Source organism: Pseudoselenomonas caprae (genome assembly GCF_008271345.1).
Lineage (GTDB): Bacteria > Bacillota > Negativicutes > Selenomonadales > Selenomonadaceae > Selenomonas_A > Selenomonas_A caprae.
The window spans coordinates 37,832-51,936 of record NZ_VTOZ01000021.1 but is presented as its reverse complement, the minus strand read 5'-3'; the positions used below and the strand labels follow the sequence as shown (position 1 = coordinate 51,936).

Annotated in this window: 15 protein-coding genes, 1 tRNA gene, 1 other RNA gene and 1 pseudogene; 1 reads left to right on the top strand and 17 read right to left on the bottom strand. The window is 51.0% G+C overall.

From position 1 onward, the window contains the following. Positions 1 to 271 (top strand): annotated as a pseudogene (locus FZ041_RS14580) (hypothetical protein); the annotation flags it as partial. Here FZ041_RS14580 and FZ041_RS10220 read toward each other — a convergent pair. From FZ041_RS10220 to FZ041_RS10140, 17 genes are all read right to left on the bottom strand, one after another. Next, positions 249 to 482 carry a pro-sigmaK processing inhibitor BofA family protein gene (locus FZ041_RS10220; RefSeq protein WP_075445208.1) on the bottom strand — a complete coding sequence of 78 codons (234 nt, stop codon included), beginning with the start codon at positions 480 to 482 and terminating at the stop codon, positions 249 to 251. The pseudogene FZ041_RS14580 and the gene FZ041_RS10220 overlap by 23 nt on opposite strands. Then, positions 482 to 1,078, bottom strand: coding sequence for a recombination mediator RecR (recR, locus tag FZ041_RS10215; protein ID WP_075445210.1), 597 nt, complete (start codon positions 1,076 to 1,078; stop codon positions 482 to 484). Before recR ends, FZ041_RS10220 begins: the two co-directional genes overlap by 1 nt. 2 nt (positions 1,079 to 1,080) lie before the next feature. After that, positions 1,081 to 1,416, bottom strand: a complete 336-nt coding sequence (locus FZ041_RS10210; RefSeq protein ID WP_075430492.1) for a YbaB/EbfC family nucleoid-associated protein — start codon at positions 1,414 to 1,416, stop codon at positions 1,081 to 1,083. Between the two features lie 206 nt (positions 1,417 to 1,622). Then, entirely contained in the window at positions 1,623 to 3,416 is a 1,794-nt protein-coding gene (locus tag FZ041_RS10205; RefSeq protein ID WP_075445212.1) for a glycoside hydrolase family 9 protein, read from the bottom strand. Between the two features lie 14 nt (positions 3,417 to 3,430). Next, entirely contained in the window at positions 3,431 to 4,228 is a 798-nt protein-coding gene (locus FZ041_RS10200) for a glycoside hydrolase family 16 protein (protein WP_255449343.1), read from the bottom strand. A gap of 25 nt (positions 4,229 to 4,253) precedes the next feature. Continuing rightward, positions 4,254 to 5,675 carry a 6-phospho-beta-glucosidase gene (locus FZ041_RS10195; RefSeq protein ID WP_149189474.1) on the bottom strand — a complete coding sequence of 474 codons (1,422 nt, stop codon included), beginning with the start codon at positions 5,673 to 5,675 and terminating at the stop codon, positions 4,254 to 4,256. A gap of 2 nt (positions 5,676 to 5,677) precedes the next feature. After that, on the bottom strand, positions 5,678 to 6,001 hold the full coding sequence (locus tag FZ041_RS10190; protein ID WP_149189473.1) for a PTS sugar transporter subunit IIA: 324 nt from the start codon (positions 5,999 to 6,001) through the stop codon (positions 5,678 to 5,680). A 9-nt stretch (positions 6,002 to 6,010) separates the two neighbouring features. After that, positions 6,011 to 6,313, bottom strand: a complete 303-nt coding sequence (locus FZ041_RS10185) for a PTS sugar transporter subunit IIB (RefSeq protein WP_149189472.1) — start codon at positions 6,311 to 6,313, stop codon at positions 6,011 to 6,013. 51 nt (positions 6,314 to 6,364) lie between these two features. Then, complete coding sequence (locus FZ041_RS10180; RefSeq protein WP_149189471.1) at positions 6,365 to 7,594, bottom strand: hypothetical protein; 1,230 nt, start codon at positions 7,592 to 7,594, stop codon at positions 6,365 to 6,367. A 16-nt stretch (positions 7,595 to 7,610) separates the two neighbouring features. Next, positions 7,611 to 8,954, bottom strand: coding sequence for a PTS sugar transporter subunit IIC (locus FZ041_RS10175; protein ID WP_149189470.1), 1,344 nt, complete (start codon positions 8,952 to 8,954; stop codon positions 7,611 to 7,613). A 256-nt stretch (positions 8,955 to 9,210) separates the two neighbouring features. Further along, the gene (locus tag FZ041_RS10170; RefSeq protein WP_149189469.1) at positions 9,211 to 10,053 is read right to left on the bottom strand and encodes a MurR/RpiR family transcriptional regulator; all 843 of its coding nucleotides are present in this window, start codon (positions 10,051 to 10,053) and stop codon (positions 9,211 to 9,213) included. Next, positions 10,050 to 11,756 carry a DNA polymerase III subunit gamma/tau gene (gene dnaX / locus FZ041_RS10165; protein ID WP_149189468.1) on the bottom strand — a complete coding sequence of 569 codons (1,707 nt, stop codon included), beginning with the start codon at positions 11,754 to 11,756 and terminating at the stop codon, positions 10,050 to 10,052. The genes FZ041_RS10170 and dnaX overlap by 4 nt, the downstream gene beginning before the upstream one ends. Before the next feature lie 81 nt (positions 11,757 to 11,837). Then, positions 11,838 to 11,937: signal recognition particle sRNA small type (gene ffs / locus FZ041_RS10160), an RNA gene on the bottom strand. A gap of 51 nt (positions 11,938 to 11,988) precedes the next feature. Further along, positions 11,989 to 12,080 (bottom strand) — tRNA-Ser (locus tag FZ041_RS10155). Positions 12,081 to 12,232: 152 nt separating this feature from the next. Beyond that, the gene (locus FZ041_RS10150; protein WP_149189467.1) at positions 12,233 to 12,880 is read right to left on the bottom strand and encodes a chemotaxis protein CheX; all 648 of its coding nucleotides are present in this window, start codon (positions 12,878 to 12,880) and stop codon (positions 12,233 to 12,235) included. Next, complete coding sequence (locus tag FZ041_RS10145) at positions 12,870 to 13,256, bottom strand: response regulator (RefSeq protein ID WP_075445228.1); 387 nt, start codon at positions 13,254 to 13,256, stop codon at positions 12,870 to 12,872. The genes FZ041_RS10150 and FZ041_RS10145 overlap by 11 nt, the downstream gene beginning before the upstream one ends. 537 nt (positions 13,257 to 13,793) lie before the next feature. After that, positions 13,794 to 14,072: a transposase gene (locus FZ041_RS10140; protein WP_149189466.1), complete on the bottom strand. Its 279-nt coding sequence runs from the start codon at positions 14,070 to 14,072 to the stop codon at positions 13,794 to 13,796. Positions 14,073 to 14,105: the final 33 nt, after the last annotated feature.

Sequence of the window (14,105 nt, the reverse complement as noted above, 5' to 3'; positions counted from 1 at the left end):
ATATCGCGTTGAGTTTTCTCTGTCAAGAACTTTTTCAAAATTCTTTTTGACTGAATTCGGAACCGACATGTTTCAATCCCTTGCCAATCAAGGCTTTGCGGGTTCACATCGTGTGCCGTATCTCTCAGCGACTTGTATTATGATACACGTCTTTTCCTCATATGTCAACACCTTTTTTCATTTTTTGCATGTTTTTATGAATAAATCCCTGACTGCCAGCATCAGCCAGTACAGCCAGGGATCTATTCTCAGTTCATCAGCAGGACGATGATTACCCCCGGAACTCCGAGTACACCTGCCAGCAAAGCTTTCACAAAGGTGATTTGGATACCAGCCCCAAACAGGTTGACCACCCACAACAAAACAGCACCCACCACACTGTTCGTGATGAGTTTCCACAATAGCTTCATCGGCAAGGCAATGATCTTGCCGATCAGGCAGAGTACAATAAGGCCCACTGCAAAGGCCACGATGATTTCCATTAGATTTCCCTCCGATTTTCCATTGCCTTGGATAAGGTCACCTCATCCGCATACTCAAGATCGCCGCCAATCGGCAGGCCATGCGCGATGCGCGTGACTTTTACTCCCATTGGCTTGAGCAGCTTGGCAATATACATGGCAGTTGCCTCCCCCTCAACATTCGGGTTCGTCGCCATAATGACCTCCTTGACTGTATCATCAGCCAGACGGTTCAACAGTTCTTTGATGCGTATCTGGTCAGGCCCCACACCTTCGAGTGGGGACAGAGCGCCATGAAGCACATGATAGACGCCGTGAAAATCACGCATGCGCTCCATCGCTGCAACATCCTGCGGCTGCTCGACCACGCAGATAAGCGAATGATCGCGCTGGTCGCTGCCACAGATTGCGCAAGGGTTCTGGTCGCTGAGATTGAAGCAGGTATTGCAATAACCGATCTTCTCCTTCGCTTCGACGATAGCACCAGCTAAAGCCTTGGCCTGCTCCACATCCATATCCAGCACATGATAAGCAAGACGCACTGCCGTCTTGTTTCCAATCCCCGGCAGTGCGCGAAAATGCTCTATCAGTTTTGCAAGCGGTGCAATGTATTGCACAATCAGAACATCCCTGGCGGCAAGCCAAGACCACTCGTCAGCTTGCCCATCTCAGAGGCCATCATATCGTCTACTTTCTTGATGGACTCATTGAATGCTGCCGAGATCAGATCCTGCAGCATCTCAACATCTTCCGGATCGACAGCTGCCGGATCGATGACCAGCGACTGCACCTGCTTCTCGCCATTCATGACAATCTTGACTGCGCCGCCACCAGCCGTGACCTCAACAGTCTTGCGTTTGAGTTCGTCCTGCATCTTCTTCATTTCGTTCTGCATTTTCTGGACTTTTTTCATCATGCCGGCCATTTGGCCCATGTTGCCCATTCCACCAAACATGTTATTGCTCCTCTCATCACACGCTGTTAACCAAGCATGCTTGTCTTTCTTTTTTCACTTCCTCTAGCCTACCAAAATAACGTGCCAACGTCAACCATAATCCGCAACAGCCCACGCGAACAAAAAATCCCGCCGTCTGCACGACAGCGAGATTTTTTGCAGAAACAGTTTTCCAAAGTTTTGTTATAGGTTTGAAAAAGAGAATCTTACTTCGCCACGACGGGGAAATCGCGCGTAAGCTTTATCTGAGATGCCGTAAGAGCTTCCGGTTTGGCAAACCATGCCAGAGCATAGGCTGCCGTTCCCGTATAGTCGATGGCATACTCATTCGTAGACCAGGACGACAGGACATCCAGATAGGATTTTGCCGTCGGGATATGGCCGCTCTCCAGATACTTCGTCTGATCCGGATCGCCGCCCGATACTGCATTCGGTCCACCAACCAAGAGGCCCGGGATATAGGCACCCGTGCTCTCATGGATGCGGTTGTGCGGATGCTCTGGCGGATTAGATCCGGCCCCAGTGAGGAAGCTCTTATCGAGCGAATTGCGGCCAAACATGTAATGGATCTGGGACAAAGCACCTTCGACATAGGCCTGTTTCGGCTCAAGCTGATATGCCATCAGCAGCATATCGCCCTGCGTCATGGCATTCTTCGTCGAGGCCCAGGTGTATTCTTCTTTCGACAGCGCACAGCCAAAGCCGTCTTTAGCGATCTTGCCAGCAATCATATCCGCATAATCGAGATAAACCTTCTTTACCTCGGTCTGCAGACCTGCATCCGCATTCTTGGACATCGCATAGGCAAACTGCGCCAAGGCCAGCGTGTTATCCCAAGTGAAGAAGCCCGGTGCTTTGGTGAACTCCGCCTTGTTCGCCTTGAGATACTCTTCATATTTCTTGTCGCCCGTCGTACGGAACATTTCAGCGGCCATCCACAAGCGCTCCTGAATGTCATTCGTATCGTTGTACGGACCCGAACCGCTTTCCTGGCCTTCATCCACGCGATAGACCGATTCTTTCGTCTTGGCCAAATAGCCCCATACCTTGTCGGCATCCTTCAGCAGCGACTTGGCATATGCCGGATCGAAATCCTTGTAGACGCGGCCACCAATAGCCAGGCTGGCACCATACATCGCCGTGCTGGCCGAGCAAGTGCTGTATAAGAAGCGCTCCTGCGTATCCGTATCAGGGCTCTTGTCAAAGCCCGGCCACTGGGCACCAGATACCTTATGGAACGTACTGCCATCCTTGCGCATCATCTTTTTCATGAAATCAAATTCGTACTTGACTTCATTGAGCGCATCCGGCAGATTCTTATCGTACTTGATGCCTTTCGGGAACAACAGCTGCCCCTTCGTGAAATGATCAGGATGCGCCTCATAGGCCAGCAGCAGCTCAGCAGCGGCAATGCCAGCTGTCGTCGTGTATTTGCCGTAATCGCCGGCATCATACCAGCCGCCTGTCACATCGACTTTATCGCCCTTCTTATTGAGCTTGTCCGTGAAATACACCTTGGCTTCTTTGTCCTGCGCATGGCCGTTTTTGACTTTGAGGCCCGTGATACCCGCATCATCAATCGGCGTGCCGCTACGCGTCAGCGTATAGGAACGCCAGGTCTGGACAGCTGGGACAGCATAGACATTGTCGCCGATAGCAAAGTCATAGGATTCACGATTGCCCACTTTGAGCTTATATGTACCAGGCGTTTTGAGCCCTGTGAAATCCGCCCGGCGCAGCGTTTCCTCAGACATCGGATCAGCCTTGGCTGCCGACAGTTTCCCCGTATAGACAACCTTCCCCGTCTTGGCATCGACTACGCTGAAATCCGTATCGCCGGAATCCGTTACCATAGCTACTTTTTCATAGCCAGTAAGGTAGCCGACCTGATCGACATGCATACCAGCATCGGCAGCTTCCGTAAGGGATGCCATCCCGCAGGTTCCCAGCATGGCAATCCCCGCCAGTACCAACTGGCAAAGTCTTTTCTTGCTCTGCATGATACTATCACTCCTTATTCTGCAAACGGCGTATACTTGATGGATTTGTATTCAGCCACCAGCGGCATTTTGTCATCTTTGAAGGGCTTGAGCCACTCATCGACGCCTTTGCCACACCATGCGTTCATAAGGATACGGCCCTTCGTGCACGGCAGGTCGCCCCCTTCGACACGGTAGACCTCTTTGCCATCGACATACCAGATGATAGAGTTCTTGTGCCACTCGAATGCATAGGTATGGAAGTCTTCCGATGCATCAAAGCCCAAGTCGATCATCTTCTCATGGCCACCAACACCCTTGCGGAAATAGTTGAGCTGGACCTTCGTGGTGTCCTTGCCAAGTACCTCGAAGTCGATCTCATCCCAGTCGTTGCCGTTGTCATAAGGCCCCGTGCAGGTAAAGAACGAGGAGACAACACCATCATTCTTGATGGCCTTCATCGTCGTTTCAAAACGGCCATAACCATAGAAATTCTTGGTACGATACTCACCACCGGAATACGGAACCTTATCCGCCGCCGGATTCGGCGAGGGGTTGATTACCAGCTGCATCGCACCATCATGGAAAGTAACATTCTCTTTATGCCAGAATACATTGAACATCGCGCCATTCGACCAGCCATCCGAAGGGATGGAGATGTCATTCTGCCCGCCTTTCGTCAAATCAATCGTAAAGGCATCACTGGCTTTCGTTTCCGCTGCCGGTGCAGCAGAAACAATTGCCGGCGAAACCACATCCAGCGAAACAGAGACCGGAGCTGCCAGTGCAGCCAAAACTGCTACTGCCAAAGCTTTCTTGCGAATATCCATCATTCTGTATTCCTCCCGATTCATATAATCAATACGTTAGATCTTCACCATTGCTGGCAATGACTTTCTGATACCAATAGAAGGATTTCTTGGGCGAACGCGCAAGTGTACCCTCGCCTTTGTTGTTTTTGTCGACATAGATGAAGCCGTAGCGTTTCTCCATCTCACCCGTGCTGGCTGAGACGAGGTCAATTGGCCCCCAGGGGCAGTACCCCATCAGCGTGATGCCATCTTTTTCGATGGCATCCTTCATCTGCGCAATATGCTCAGCAAAATACTTGATGCGCTCATCGTCATGCACCACACCATCTTCTGCCGGCTTTTCATGCAAGCCAATGCCGTTTTCCACGATCATCATCGGCAACTCGTAGCGTTCTGCCAGAACATTGAGCATATACCGGAGACCGACCGGATCGATCTGCCAGCCCCAATCCGATGCCTTGACATACGGATTCGGGACTTCCTTGCCCATATGGATCTTGCCATTCGGGTCATACTCGCTGACGAAACTCATGTAGTAAGACAGCGCAAAATAATCTACCTTGCCTGCCTCAAGCAGCGCAAGATCGCCGTCTTCCATCACGATATGATAACCACGGTTCTCCCACTCTTTGAGCATATACTGCGGATAATGGCCGCGGCACTGGACATCTCCATAGTAGAAAGTGCGATCCATCTCCTTGAGCGCTGCCATCTGGTCCAGCGGCTTGGACGTCGCCGGATAAACTGGCGACATCGCGAGCATGCAGCCAATCTGGAAATCCGAATTGATTTTATGCCCCTCGATGACGGCCTTAGCCGAAGCGACAAACTCGTGATGCGCTACCTGGTAGAGAACCTCATAGCGATCCTCTCCCTCTTGATAGAGCACGCCAGAATTCGTAAACGGCGCAAAAGCATCATCAACGTTGCGTTGATTGTTGATTTCATTAAATGTCATCCAGTATTTTACTTTATCCTTATAACGCTCAAAACAGGTCACAGCAAAGCGGACAAACATGTCAACAAGCTTGCGGTTGCGCCAGCCGCCATACTCTTTAACCAGATGATACGGCATCTCAAAATGTGACAGCGTGATAACCGGCTCCATACCATACTTATGCATCTCATCAAAGAGATCATCGTAGAACTTCAGGCCTTCTTCATTCGGCTCGAGCTCATCACCATTCGGAAAGATGCGTGTCCAGGCAATACTTGTGCGGAAGCATTTGAACCCCAGCTTGGCCAGCAAAGCGATATCCTCCTTATAATGGGAATAGAATTCAATCGCCTCATGATTCGGGTAAATCTTGCCCGGCAGGACACCGTCGGTTATTTCACGTGGCTTTCCCGGGCCACCGACCGTCATGACATCAGCAACGCTTATCCCCTTGCCGCCTTCTTGCCAGCCACCTTCAAGCTGATGGGCAGCTACTGCGCCGCCCCAGAGGAAACCTTTTGGGAAACTCATAATCAGGCCTCCTTCTCAGCATCAAAGCGCTTGTACACTTCGATGAATTCCAATGCAATCGTCTTAAAGCCTTCAGCACTCATCAGCTGATCTTCGGCATGGAGAATCAGCAGATTGATGTTGCCCCCCTCACCCGAAGCCTCTTTCTGCAGGAGCCCCGCATGAGCATCATGACCTTCAACAAACGCTTCATCGCCATCTTTAATAAGTTTTTCTGCCGATTCGTAGTTGCCTTTTTTAGCCTCCTGAATGGCCTCAATATAGCAGCTGCGGGCCGTGCCGACAGCCGAAATAATCTGAAATGCGATAAGTTCCAAACCTTCCATTATAAAACCTCAATCCTTCATAAGTTTACGCGCGAAATCCAGAGTACCCTTGCCATCCATACGGCCATACATGCGCATGTCGATAGCATCAACCGGAATCCCCGGAAGCTGCTCGGCAATCTTGTTCTTCTGGAAACGAATCTGCGGCCCCAGAAGAACACAGTCCGCATCAGCTGCCTTCGTTGCCGCCTCCGATGCCGAGAAGGCATCGATGGAGCAATCGTAGTTATCCGCAGCAGCGGCCTCTTTCATCTTCTTGACGAGCATGCTCGTAGACATTCCCGATGCACAAAGCAAAACAATCTTTTTCATGATAAACTCTCCCCTTTGACCTTGAAAAACTATATAATCGATAGCTTCCGATTAGAAATGGTAGTCAAGCTGCGTGCGGATAAGATTGCGCTTGAACGACTTCTTCTCCCACCATTCGCCATCGGCTTTTTGCGACATGCCGCAGTCAGCAATCTGGTAGAACGTTTCCCATTCCACATTCTTCCACGGCACATATTTGAAGCCAACTGTCCAGCCCTTGGAGTCCTTGAGCAGCGATCCCCAAGCATCATCAGCCCAGATATTGCCATGCGCCTGGATGTCATGGTAGCGCAGATAAGCACCGAACGAACCGACGACCGATGGATTCGTCCACTTATAATCCAGCCGGGCCAGATACGCGCGATTATTATCCTGTTCACCTGGGTCTGCCTGATAATTCGTCTGCACATAATCCGCAGTAAGCCGCAAATTCTTAGCAACATTCGTCGCCGCACTCAAGACAAATCCTTGATTGCCAAACGGCGTCTTTTGTTTGCCCGCTTCATAGAATTTATTGAGCTCGCCTGTACGCCCAACATTCAGCTTTGCATAGGCGAGATTGATGTCGAAATTATGTCCGATCGGGCCACGGATTGTCGGTCCCCACATCGAAAAGTCCGCATTATCATACTCAGCCATCGCATAGTAGAAAGCACCAGCTCGCAATCCTTGTTTCGTAATCGGATAGCTTACATCGATACCACTCGTGGTGCAGCCAAGCAACGAGAACTGCATGCCAAGCGGACTCCACTTACGGCCCGCATTGATTTCCAAACCGTTCTTGAGATTACCCGTAAGCCAAATACGCTGGATCTGTCCATGCTCTCTCTTCAATTTACCTTCCGTGCCATTACCAGTCTGATGCGCGAACCGCTGATTTGTCTCGCTCTGGAAATGGCCAGTCCACTCATCATTGATTTTAAGATCCCCCAACAGATTCAGATAATAGCGGGAATTATCTTTCTCATCCGCCCAGGCATCCCCTTGATTGCGGGCATTATCCTTATCCCACGAGGCACGTACAAAGCCATGGATCTTTACACGATCTTGCTCTTTTTTAACATCATTGACTTTATTTTCCGTTTCCGCTTTTTCCGCCTTGAGCTTGCTATTCTCCGCTTTGAGCGCCTCCAACTGCGCGGCAAGCTGCTGCTGTTGTGCCTCGATAGCTGCAATCCGCGCACTGATATCGCTTTGCTCCGCTGGTGCTGCACATACCGTTCCCGTAAGCCCCATAGTCAATCCCAGCAGGATAGCTCCCGTTTTTTTACGATTCATCATCTAACTCCCCTTTATCTCAATGTGTAGTGACTGCATCCGTATCTTCGACGTTCTCCTCAGACTGCTCACCGCGTTCCTCTTTAAGGAAGGCATTGTCCTGCGCCTTGAGGAACGGGAAGTAGACAGCCGTAGCGATAGCAAGGTTCACAATCTGTACGACAGCGCCCTGCCAGCCACCGAGCAAGAAGCCAGCGATTACCGGCGGCGTCGTCCAGGGAACCTGTACAGCACTGAACGGAGCCATGAAGCCCAGCGAGATCGAGAAGTACGTGACAAACATAGCCAGCAGCGGTACCAGGATGAACGGTACAAGCAGATACGGGTTGAAGACGATCGGCAGGCCGAAGATGATCGGCTCATTGATATTGAAGAGTCCCGGAACAAAGGCCATCTTCATCAAGGATTTGAGCTGCTGCGAACGCGCCGTGATCGCACCGGCAATCAGCAAGCCCAGCGTAAGGCCGCAGCCGCCACTCTTGACAAATACATCATTGATCTGGCAGGTAAAGATCTTAGCCTGCGGATTGTTGATAAGGCTCATACCCGCATCGATGATATGCTGGTTGTCCAGCGAGTTGGCAATCAAGAGCGGGCTGACTACTCCACCGACAACGTTCGGGCCATGGATACCAGCCCAGAACAGGATACTCTGCAGACCGACGATGATCGAACCACCAGCCAGCGAATCCGAAAGCCCCTGCAACGGCGTCTGAATGACTTTAAAAATAAGCTCTGGCAGCGTCGTAGCGCCGATATAATGGCAAAGGCCATAGCATACGGATGCTGCTGTAAAGAAAATCATGCCTGGTACGAGAGCCGTAAAGGCTTTGGCAACGCCCGAGGGGACAGAATCCGGCATCTTGATGCCGATATGATTCTTCTCACAGTAGCAGAACACATACGAAACAAAGAAAGCAATGATGATTGCCGTGATGACACCGTTACTGCCAGCCCAAGCCTTCGGAATGATATCACCAACAGTTTCTCCCCCCTTAGTAAGGATGGACGGCGGCAGAAGGATCAGGAAAGTGGACAAGGCCAGGATTGATGCCATGATGGCATCGCAACCTTCGTTCTCTACATATTTATATGTAATCGACAAAACTACGATAAGTGCCAGCACGCTGAACGTACCACCAGCAACTGCATTGAGTGGTGCCGTCCAATCATTGCCGAACAGCGAAGCCATGAACTCAGCATAACCGGGAATCGGCAGATTTGCGAGCAGCAGGAACACCGAACCACAAATCGTAAATGGCGTCGTCATGATGAAACCATCACGCAGAGCTGCTACAGCACGAATCTGAGCGAACTCTCCCATGAATTCGATAAACTTATCGAATAGTTCTTGTTTACTCATGTTCTTTTTCCTCTTTTCCAATAGTCGATAACCTTGAGGCTGCGCGCCCAGCCTCTTCCCCTTAAGGTAAGTCTAATATAACACGTCGTACTTTTTGCGCACAATAACGCCAAACCAATAAGAAACACTGATTCAACGAAGTGCACAGAAAGATTCTTTGTGCTGTATCACTGTTACATATATTGCAGGTATTTGAAATATTCTGTTATTTACGCATAAAAAAAAGCTTCCCCGCAGGGAAGCCAGAAAATCTTCATCAGTAGTAAAAATGCTTGTTGAGCCACTGCTCCTTTTGCTGGGCATTTTTGTAATCCACCCGTGTCATCAGTACCGCAAACAGGATATCGGTCACATATTTTGCCGTCATCAAGAAGACACGTGGCCCCAACTCCTCCATGGATTTTACCGTAGCCACAGGAAAAACCACCTCAGCCATAGAAGCTAACGACGAATTTGGTGCTGCGGTCAGCAGGATGATGGAATTGCCCCGGAGTTTAAGCAAATGCGCAATATCGAGCAACATGCGGTTCTCACCCGTACGGCTGATGAAAAACGCCACATGATCCTTAGGCGCACCAGTCGCCTGCAAATACTGCATGGTCATGGCCGGATGAACCGTCGAACATTTATTAGCCATGATAAAGCTGGAGGCCGCCATATTCGCAATGTCGAGATTATTATCTGTCGCATAAAAATCGATATGGTTTGTCTTATTGAGCAGCGTCAATGCCCGCACAAAATCCGCCGGGTCAAGCATCGTCCGCGTATCCTTGATGGCATCAAGCTCAATACTCGTAACCTTATCGAGCAGTGAATGTACAGAATCCCGATCCGTCATGACAAGGTCATCACCATGCGGCCGCTCAATATAACGCATCATCTCCGCCAGGAATTTGACCCGGAATTCCGTGTAACCGCCAAAGCCCAGCTTTTGGCTGAAGCGGACAATCGCCGCCGAACTCGTAAAGGTTTCTTTGGCCAGCTGGCGTGTCGACATCCCCGGCAGCATGCGGAAATGCGTCAGCAAATAATCTGCAATCATCGCCTCAGATTCCGAAAATCCTGTCTTCTCTTGTAGTTGCTTCACTAACCCTGTCATTTGTCATCCTCGATTTCTACTACATGATCCCCAAAATAGTTGAAAGCCGTCTCCAGCGGCGCCCGCTCCTCCGGCGGAATGTCATTGAGGTCCACCGGAATGGTTGGCGGCTCCTCTGGCAGCGGAATGGATTCCGCCCGCGGTTTTGGTTTAGGACGCGGTGGCGGAGCCATCGGCATGTCTTCGCCACTGCACGACAGATGCAGTTCGCGCCCCGTGATTTCCTGCAGCAGCGCTTCAAGCTGCTGCCGATAATTGCGCATCGTCAGCGACGCCATCAGACTGCCCTTGAATTGGATGAAAAACTGTTTCTCAGTCATACCGGCAAAACTTCCCTGCTGTACACAAGCCAGGATCGGCATCTTATTGGTCTCCCGCAATCTGCGCAACAGGGTATCCCAGACCTCTGCATCAGCCGCCGTGACCTCCAGCGGCGCAGGCGGCGGTGCAGTCTGCGCCTGGACCGGAGGTGCAGGGCGCACAGCAGCTTTGGCAGCTGCTACCGGAGCTGCCGGTCTTGCTGCCAGAGCTGCCGTTACCTGGGCCAGCTTGGCCTCCAGCTGGGCGATGCGCGGATCTGCGGCTGCCGCAGGCGCAGCCGCCGGATTGACGGCAGCTGCCTCCGGACGGCACAAAGCCAACAGGGCAACCTCGACTGTGATGCGCGGCTGCGGCGACCATTTCATTTCGTTCATTGCCTCATGCAAGCGCTTGATCATCTGCATGATCTGCTCTGACGTAAATAGCTGCGCCTGCTCCTTGAGCACTTCATCCTGCTCAGCATATAGATCCATATTCGCTACCGTACCTGCGGCCTGATAGATCATCAAGCTGCGCAGGTGCAGCGAAAGCTCCGCCACGATCTGCTTGAGATCCTTGCCATCCCGCAAGAGCTCCGCGATGATTTCGAGCACTTCCTGCGCCTTATGTGCGGCCAAGGCCCTTGTGATGCGGTAGATCCAATCATGACCGACAAGACCTAGGATCTGCCGCACGCGCTCAGCCGTGATCTTCCCCTCAGCCAGCGCCGAACATTGATCGAGGATCGAGAGGGCATCACGCAGACCACCATCGGCCTGGACAGCAATCATCGTCAGGGCCTCATCCTCAGCATCCAGCTGCATTTCCTCGGCCACATAAGCCAGCCGCTCACGGATCTCCTCCACCGTGATGCGCTTGAAATCGTAGCGCTGGCAGCGCGACTGGATCGTCGCCGGCACCTTGTGCGCCTCCGTAGTCGCCAGGATGAAGACGACATGTGCCGGCGGCTCCTCCAGCGTCTTGAGCAGCGCATTGAAAGCCTCCGACGTCAGCATGTGGACCTCATCGATGATATAGACCTTATAACGGCCATCCACCGGTGCGAATTTCACCGTCTCACGCAGGTCGCGGATCTCATCGATACCACGGTTCGAAGCCGCATCGATCTCAAAGACATCCATCGACGAACCATCATTTATCTTGCGGCACTGCTCACACTCGCCACAGGGATCAGGCGTCGGCCCCTGCTCACAGTTCAACGCTTTCGCCAAGATCTTAGCTGTACTTGTCTTACCTGTACCACGCGGGCCTGAAAACAGATAGGCATGACCGATGCGCCCCGATGTGATGGCATTGGACAAGGTCCGGCTGATATGTTCCTGCCCCACCAGGTCCTTGAAACTGCCCGGACGCCACTTCCGGTACAATGCAATATACGCCATAACCCGTCTCCCCTTTGACTTTCTGTATACAAAAAAAAGGATAGCTTGTTGCTATCCTTATTCTTTTCCACGTCGGACCACAGTCCCCAGGCGACCTTGCGGCACATGAAGCGGCCCTCTTATCGCTGCTTCCTTCCGGACCTGACGAGGTTCGCGGGACTTCATTGCGCAAGACCCAGACACTATGGCCCGACCTGAAAAAGAATAATCCCTATAAAAATAAATAAAAAAATGGCGGAGAGTGAGAGATTCGAACTCTCGATACAGCGTTCACCGTATACACGCTTTCCAGGCGTGCTCCTTCAACCACTCGGACAACTCTCCACAATGCTCTACAAAAGTAAGCTATTTATTTTTCGCTGTTGTGCTTGTCGCTTAACAACAGAATTCATTATAAAGGCTAAAACGATATCTGTCAACACTTTTTTTAATTTTCCTAGAAAAGAAAAGGAGCAGCAACTCTGCCCCTGATTATATCAGAAAAATTCATCTACCGCCAGCACAATCTGGAAAGCTCCCACTGACGTGTAGACCCGCAGGCACAGTTGATGGCTCCCCTGCGGAACGACATCTTTTCCCCACCGCGGCAATTGCAGCTCACCTTCGAGATCCTGTCTTGCCATCGCCACCGAGAACAGCCCCTGCACCACATTGAGGAACTCAGAACAGGCATCGATCGCCATGTCGTCGACCTCTGTCAGCGAATCATCTTCGCTGTAACGGCGCGCAAGCTCCAAAAAAACAGATTCGCTGGCAATCACGCCTCCCACGAAGTCAAAGTCACCATCGATGCGGACAGATGCCGCATACGCAGGTGACGGCTCAGACTCCTGGCAAGGCTCCTGGGCAATCACAGCTTCCGTATGCACAAGCTCACGGAGCTTTTCGATGAATATCTCCACATACGCCGTATAGATCGACAATTCACCTGGTGAGTAGCCATCACCGGCCGCCCGCAGCAAAGCCGTTCGCACTGGCCGCGTATCGACCGTCTCGACCTTCGGCAACAGCCGGACCATAGCCCCTTCATTTTCCTCGCCTTGTTTCAGAAGCACCTGTATCTCTTCGGGCGTATGTTTCTCCTCGTTGAGCAGGCACTGGGCGATATTGTACTTACTTGCCATTCGCAGCGACCTTCTTTCGGACCGTCTCGATGGTCTTCTTGATCTGGTCGCTGGAGTATGGTTTCTGGATGAAATCCATTGCCCCCATCTTGAGGGTAACCATGAGCTTCTGCGGCGTTCCTGCCGACGAAAGCATGACAACCGGCAGATCAGGATTCACTTCCTTGATGACCTGCAATGCCTCGATGCCTCCAACTTCCGGCATCACGATATCCAAAAAGATACAGTCGACAGATTCCTGCAGATTGATCATGACTGCCTCTTTGCCATTCTCCGCTTCCAACACCTCACAGTCCAGTGCCTCCAGTTCCTGGCGCAGTTTCTTGCGCAGCATTTTGGAATCGTCCGTAATCAGCACTCTAAGTTTTCTATCCAAAATTAACGCCCCCTCAGCAATATCTCTTGCTTCTGCAAATCTTTGTTCTTCGTGATATGCATTCAATCAATGCGATGTATTACTTAATTCGGCGGCCTGCCTGCAAACTCCTTCCCTGCAAAAAAAAAGAACCTGACAAAAAGCCCAATGTCATTAAGTTAAGCGACATTGAGTTAAAAGCCTTCCCCTTGAGGGGAAGGCTAAACTTAATGACATTGCCTGCAGAGGTGGGGGACATCTTCTTCCTCGTTATCGGGGCGTATAAGGGGAAACCAACTAGGGAAGAAACTCTCACCCTGTTCTTCTCTGTCAAATGAACAACTGCTACAAAAATGGGCTGTTGCATGAGTGTAATTCCACTTATGCACAGCCCCCCTTTTTCTTGTTTATGTATAAGAAGTTCCTATTCGTTGTAAAATCCACTAAAAATGAGCACAAGATACCAGGCGGTCTAAAAATCGCCTTTTTCCTTGTGCTCTTATTTTGTATTCAGGCTGCGTTATTCACAGGGAACAGGTGCTGGCCTGCTCTGTCTGACTAGATTTTGCAGTGCAGCTTTTGAATATTGTAAGCCATGGCCAGCAGCATGATCTCAACAAGGACATTTGCTGTGCCACGGCTCAGGAACCTTCGGAAATTCATGTCCGCCTTCATCATTGCAAATGCACCCTCTGCCTGTATGCTTCGGTTTATGCGTAGCTGTACTCCTTCTTTTGAGGTTATACGTTCCAAATCTTCCTGACGTTGGCGCAGAAACTGTTTGGATACTTCAAAGTGCTTGGTTCTCTCCAGCGCAAAGGTTAAATGGAGTCTCATAACTTAGTGTCAAAACAATGTATTGATGGTGAT

Bases quoted from the DNA above. Each gene is read 5' to 3' on its own strand.
- FZ041_RS10220 (WP_075445208.1), bottom strand. From the start codon at position 482: ATGGAAATCATCGTGGCCTTTGCAGTGGGCCTTATTGTACTCTGCCTG.
- FZ041_RS10210 (WP_075430492.1), bottom strand. From the start codon at position 1,416: ATGTTTGGTGGAATGGGCAACATGGGCCAAATGGCCGGCATGATGAAA.
- FZ041_RS10205 (WP_075445212.1), bottom strand. From the start codon at position 3,416: ATGCAGAGCAAGAAAAGACTTTGCCAGTTGGTACTGGCGGGGATTGCC.
- FZ041_RS10200 (WP_255449343.1), bottom strand. From the start codon at position 4,228: ATGATGGATATTCGCAAGAAAGCTTTGGCAGTAGCAGTTTTGGCTGCA.
- FZ041_RS10195 (WP_149189474.1), bottom strand. From the start codon at position 5,675: ATGAGTTTCCCAAAAGGTTTCCTCTGGGGCGGCGCAGTAGCTGCCCAT.
- FZ041_RS10190 (WP_149189473.1), bottom strand. From the start codon at position 6,001: ATGGAAGGTTTGGAACTTATCGCATTTCAGATTATTTCGGCTGTCGGC.
- FZ041_RS10185 (WP_149189472.1), bottom strand. From the start codon at position 6,313: ATGAAAAAGATTGTTTTGCTTTGTGCATCGGGAATGTCTACGAGCATG.
- FZ041_RS10180 (WP_149189471.1), bottom strand. From the start codon at position 7,594: ATGATGAATCGTAAAAAAACGGGAGCTATCCTGCTGGGATTGACTATG.
- FZ041_RS10175 (WP_149189470.1), bottom strand. From the start codon at position 8,954: ATGAGTAAACAAGAACTATTCGATAAGTTTATCGAATTCATGGGAGAG.
- FZ041_RS10170 (WP_149189469.1), bottom strand. From the start codon at position 10,053: ATGACAGGGTTAGTGAAGCAACTACAAGAGAAGACAGGATTTTCGGAA.
- dnaX (WP_149189468.1), bottom strand. From the start codon at position 11,756: ATGGCGTATATTGCATTGTACCGGAAGTGGCGTCCGGGCAGTTTCAAG.
- FZ041_RS10150 (WP_149189467.1), bottom strand. From the start codon at position 12,880: ATGGCAAGTAAGTACAATATCGCCCAGTGCCTGCTCAACGAGGAGAAA.
- FZ041_RS10140 (WP_149189466.1), bottom strand. From the start codon at position 14,072: ATGAGACTCCATTTAACCTTTGCGCTGGAGAGAACCAAGCACTTTGAA.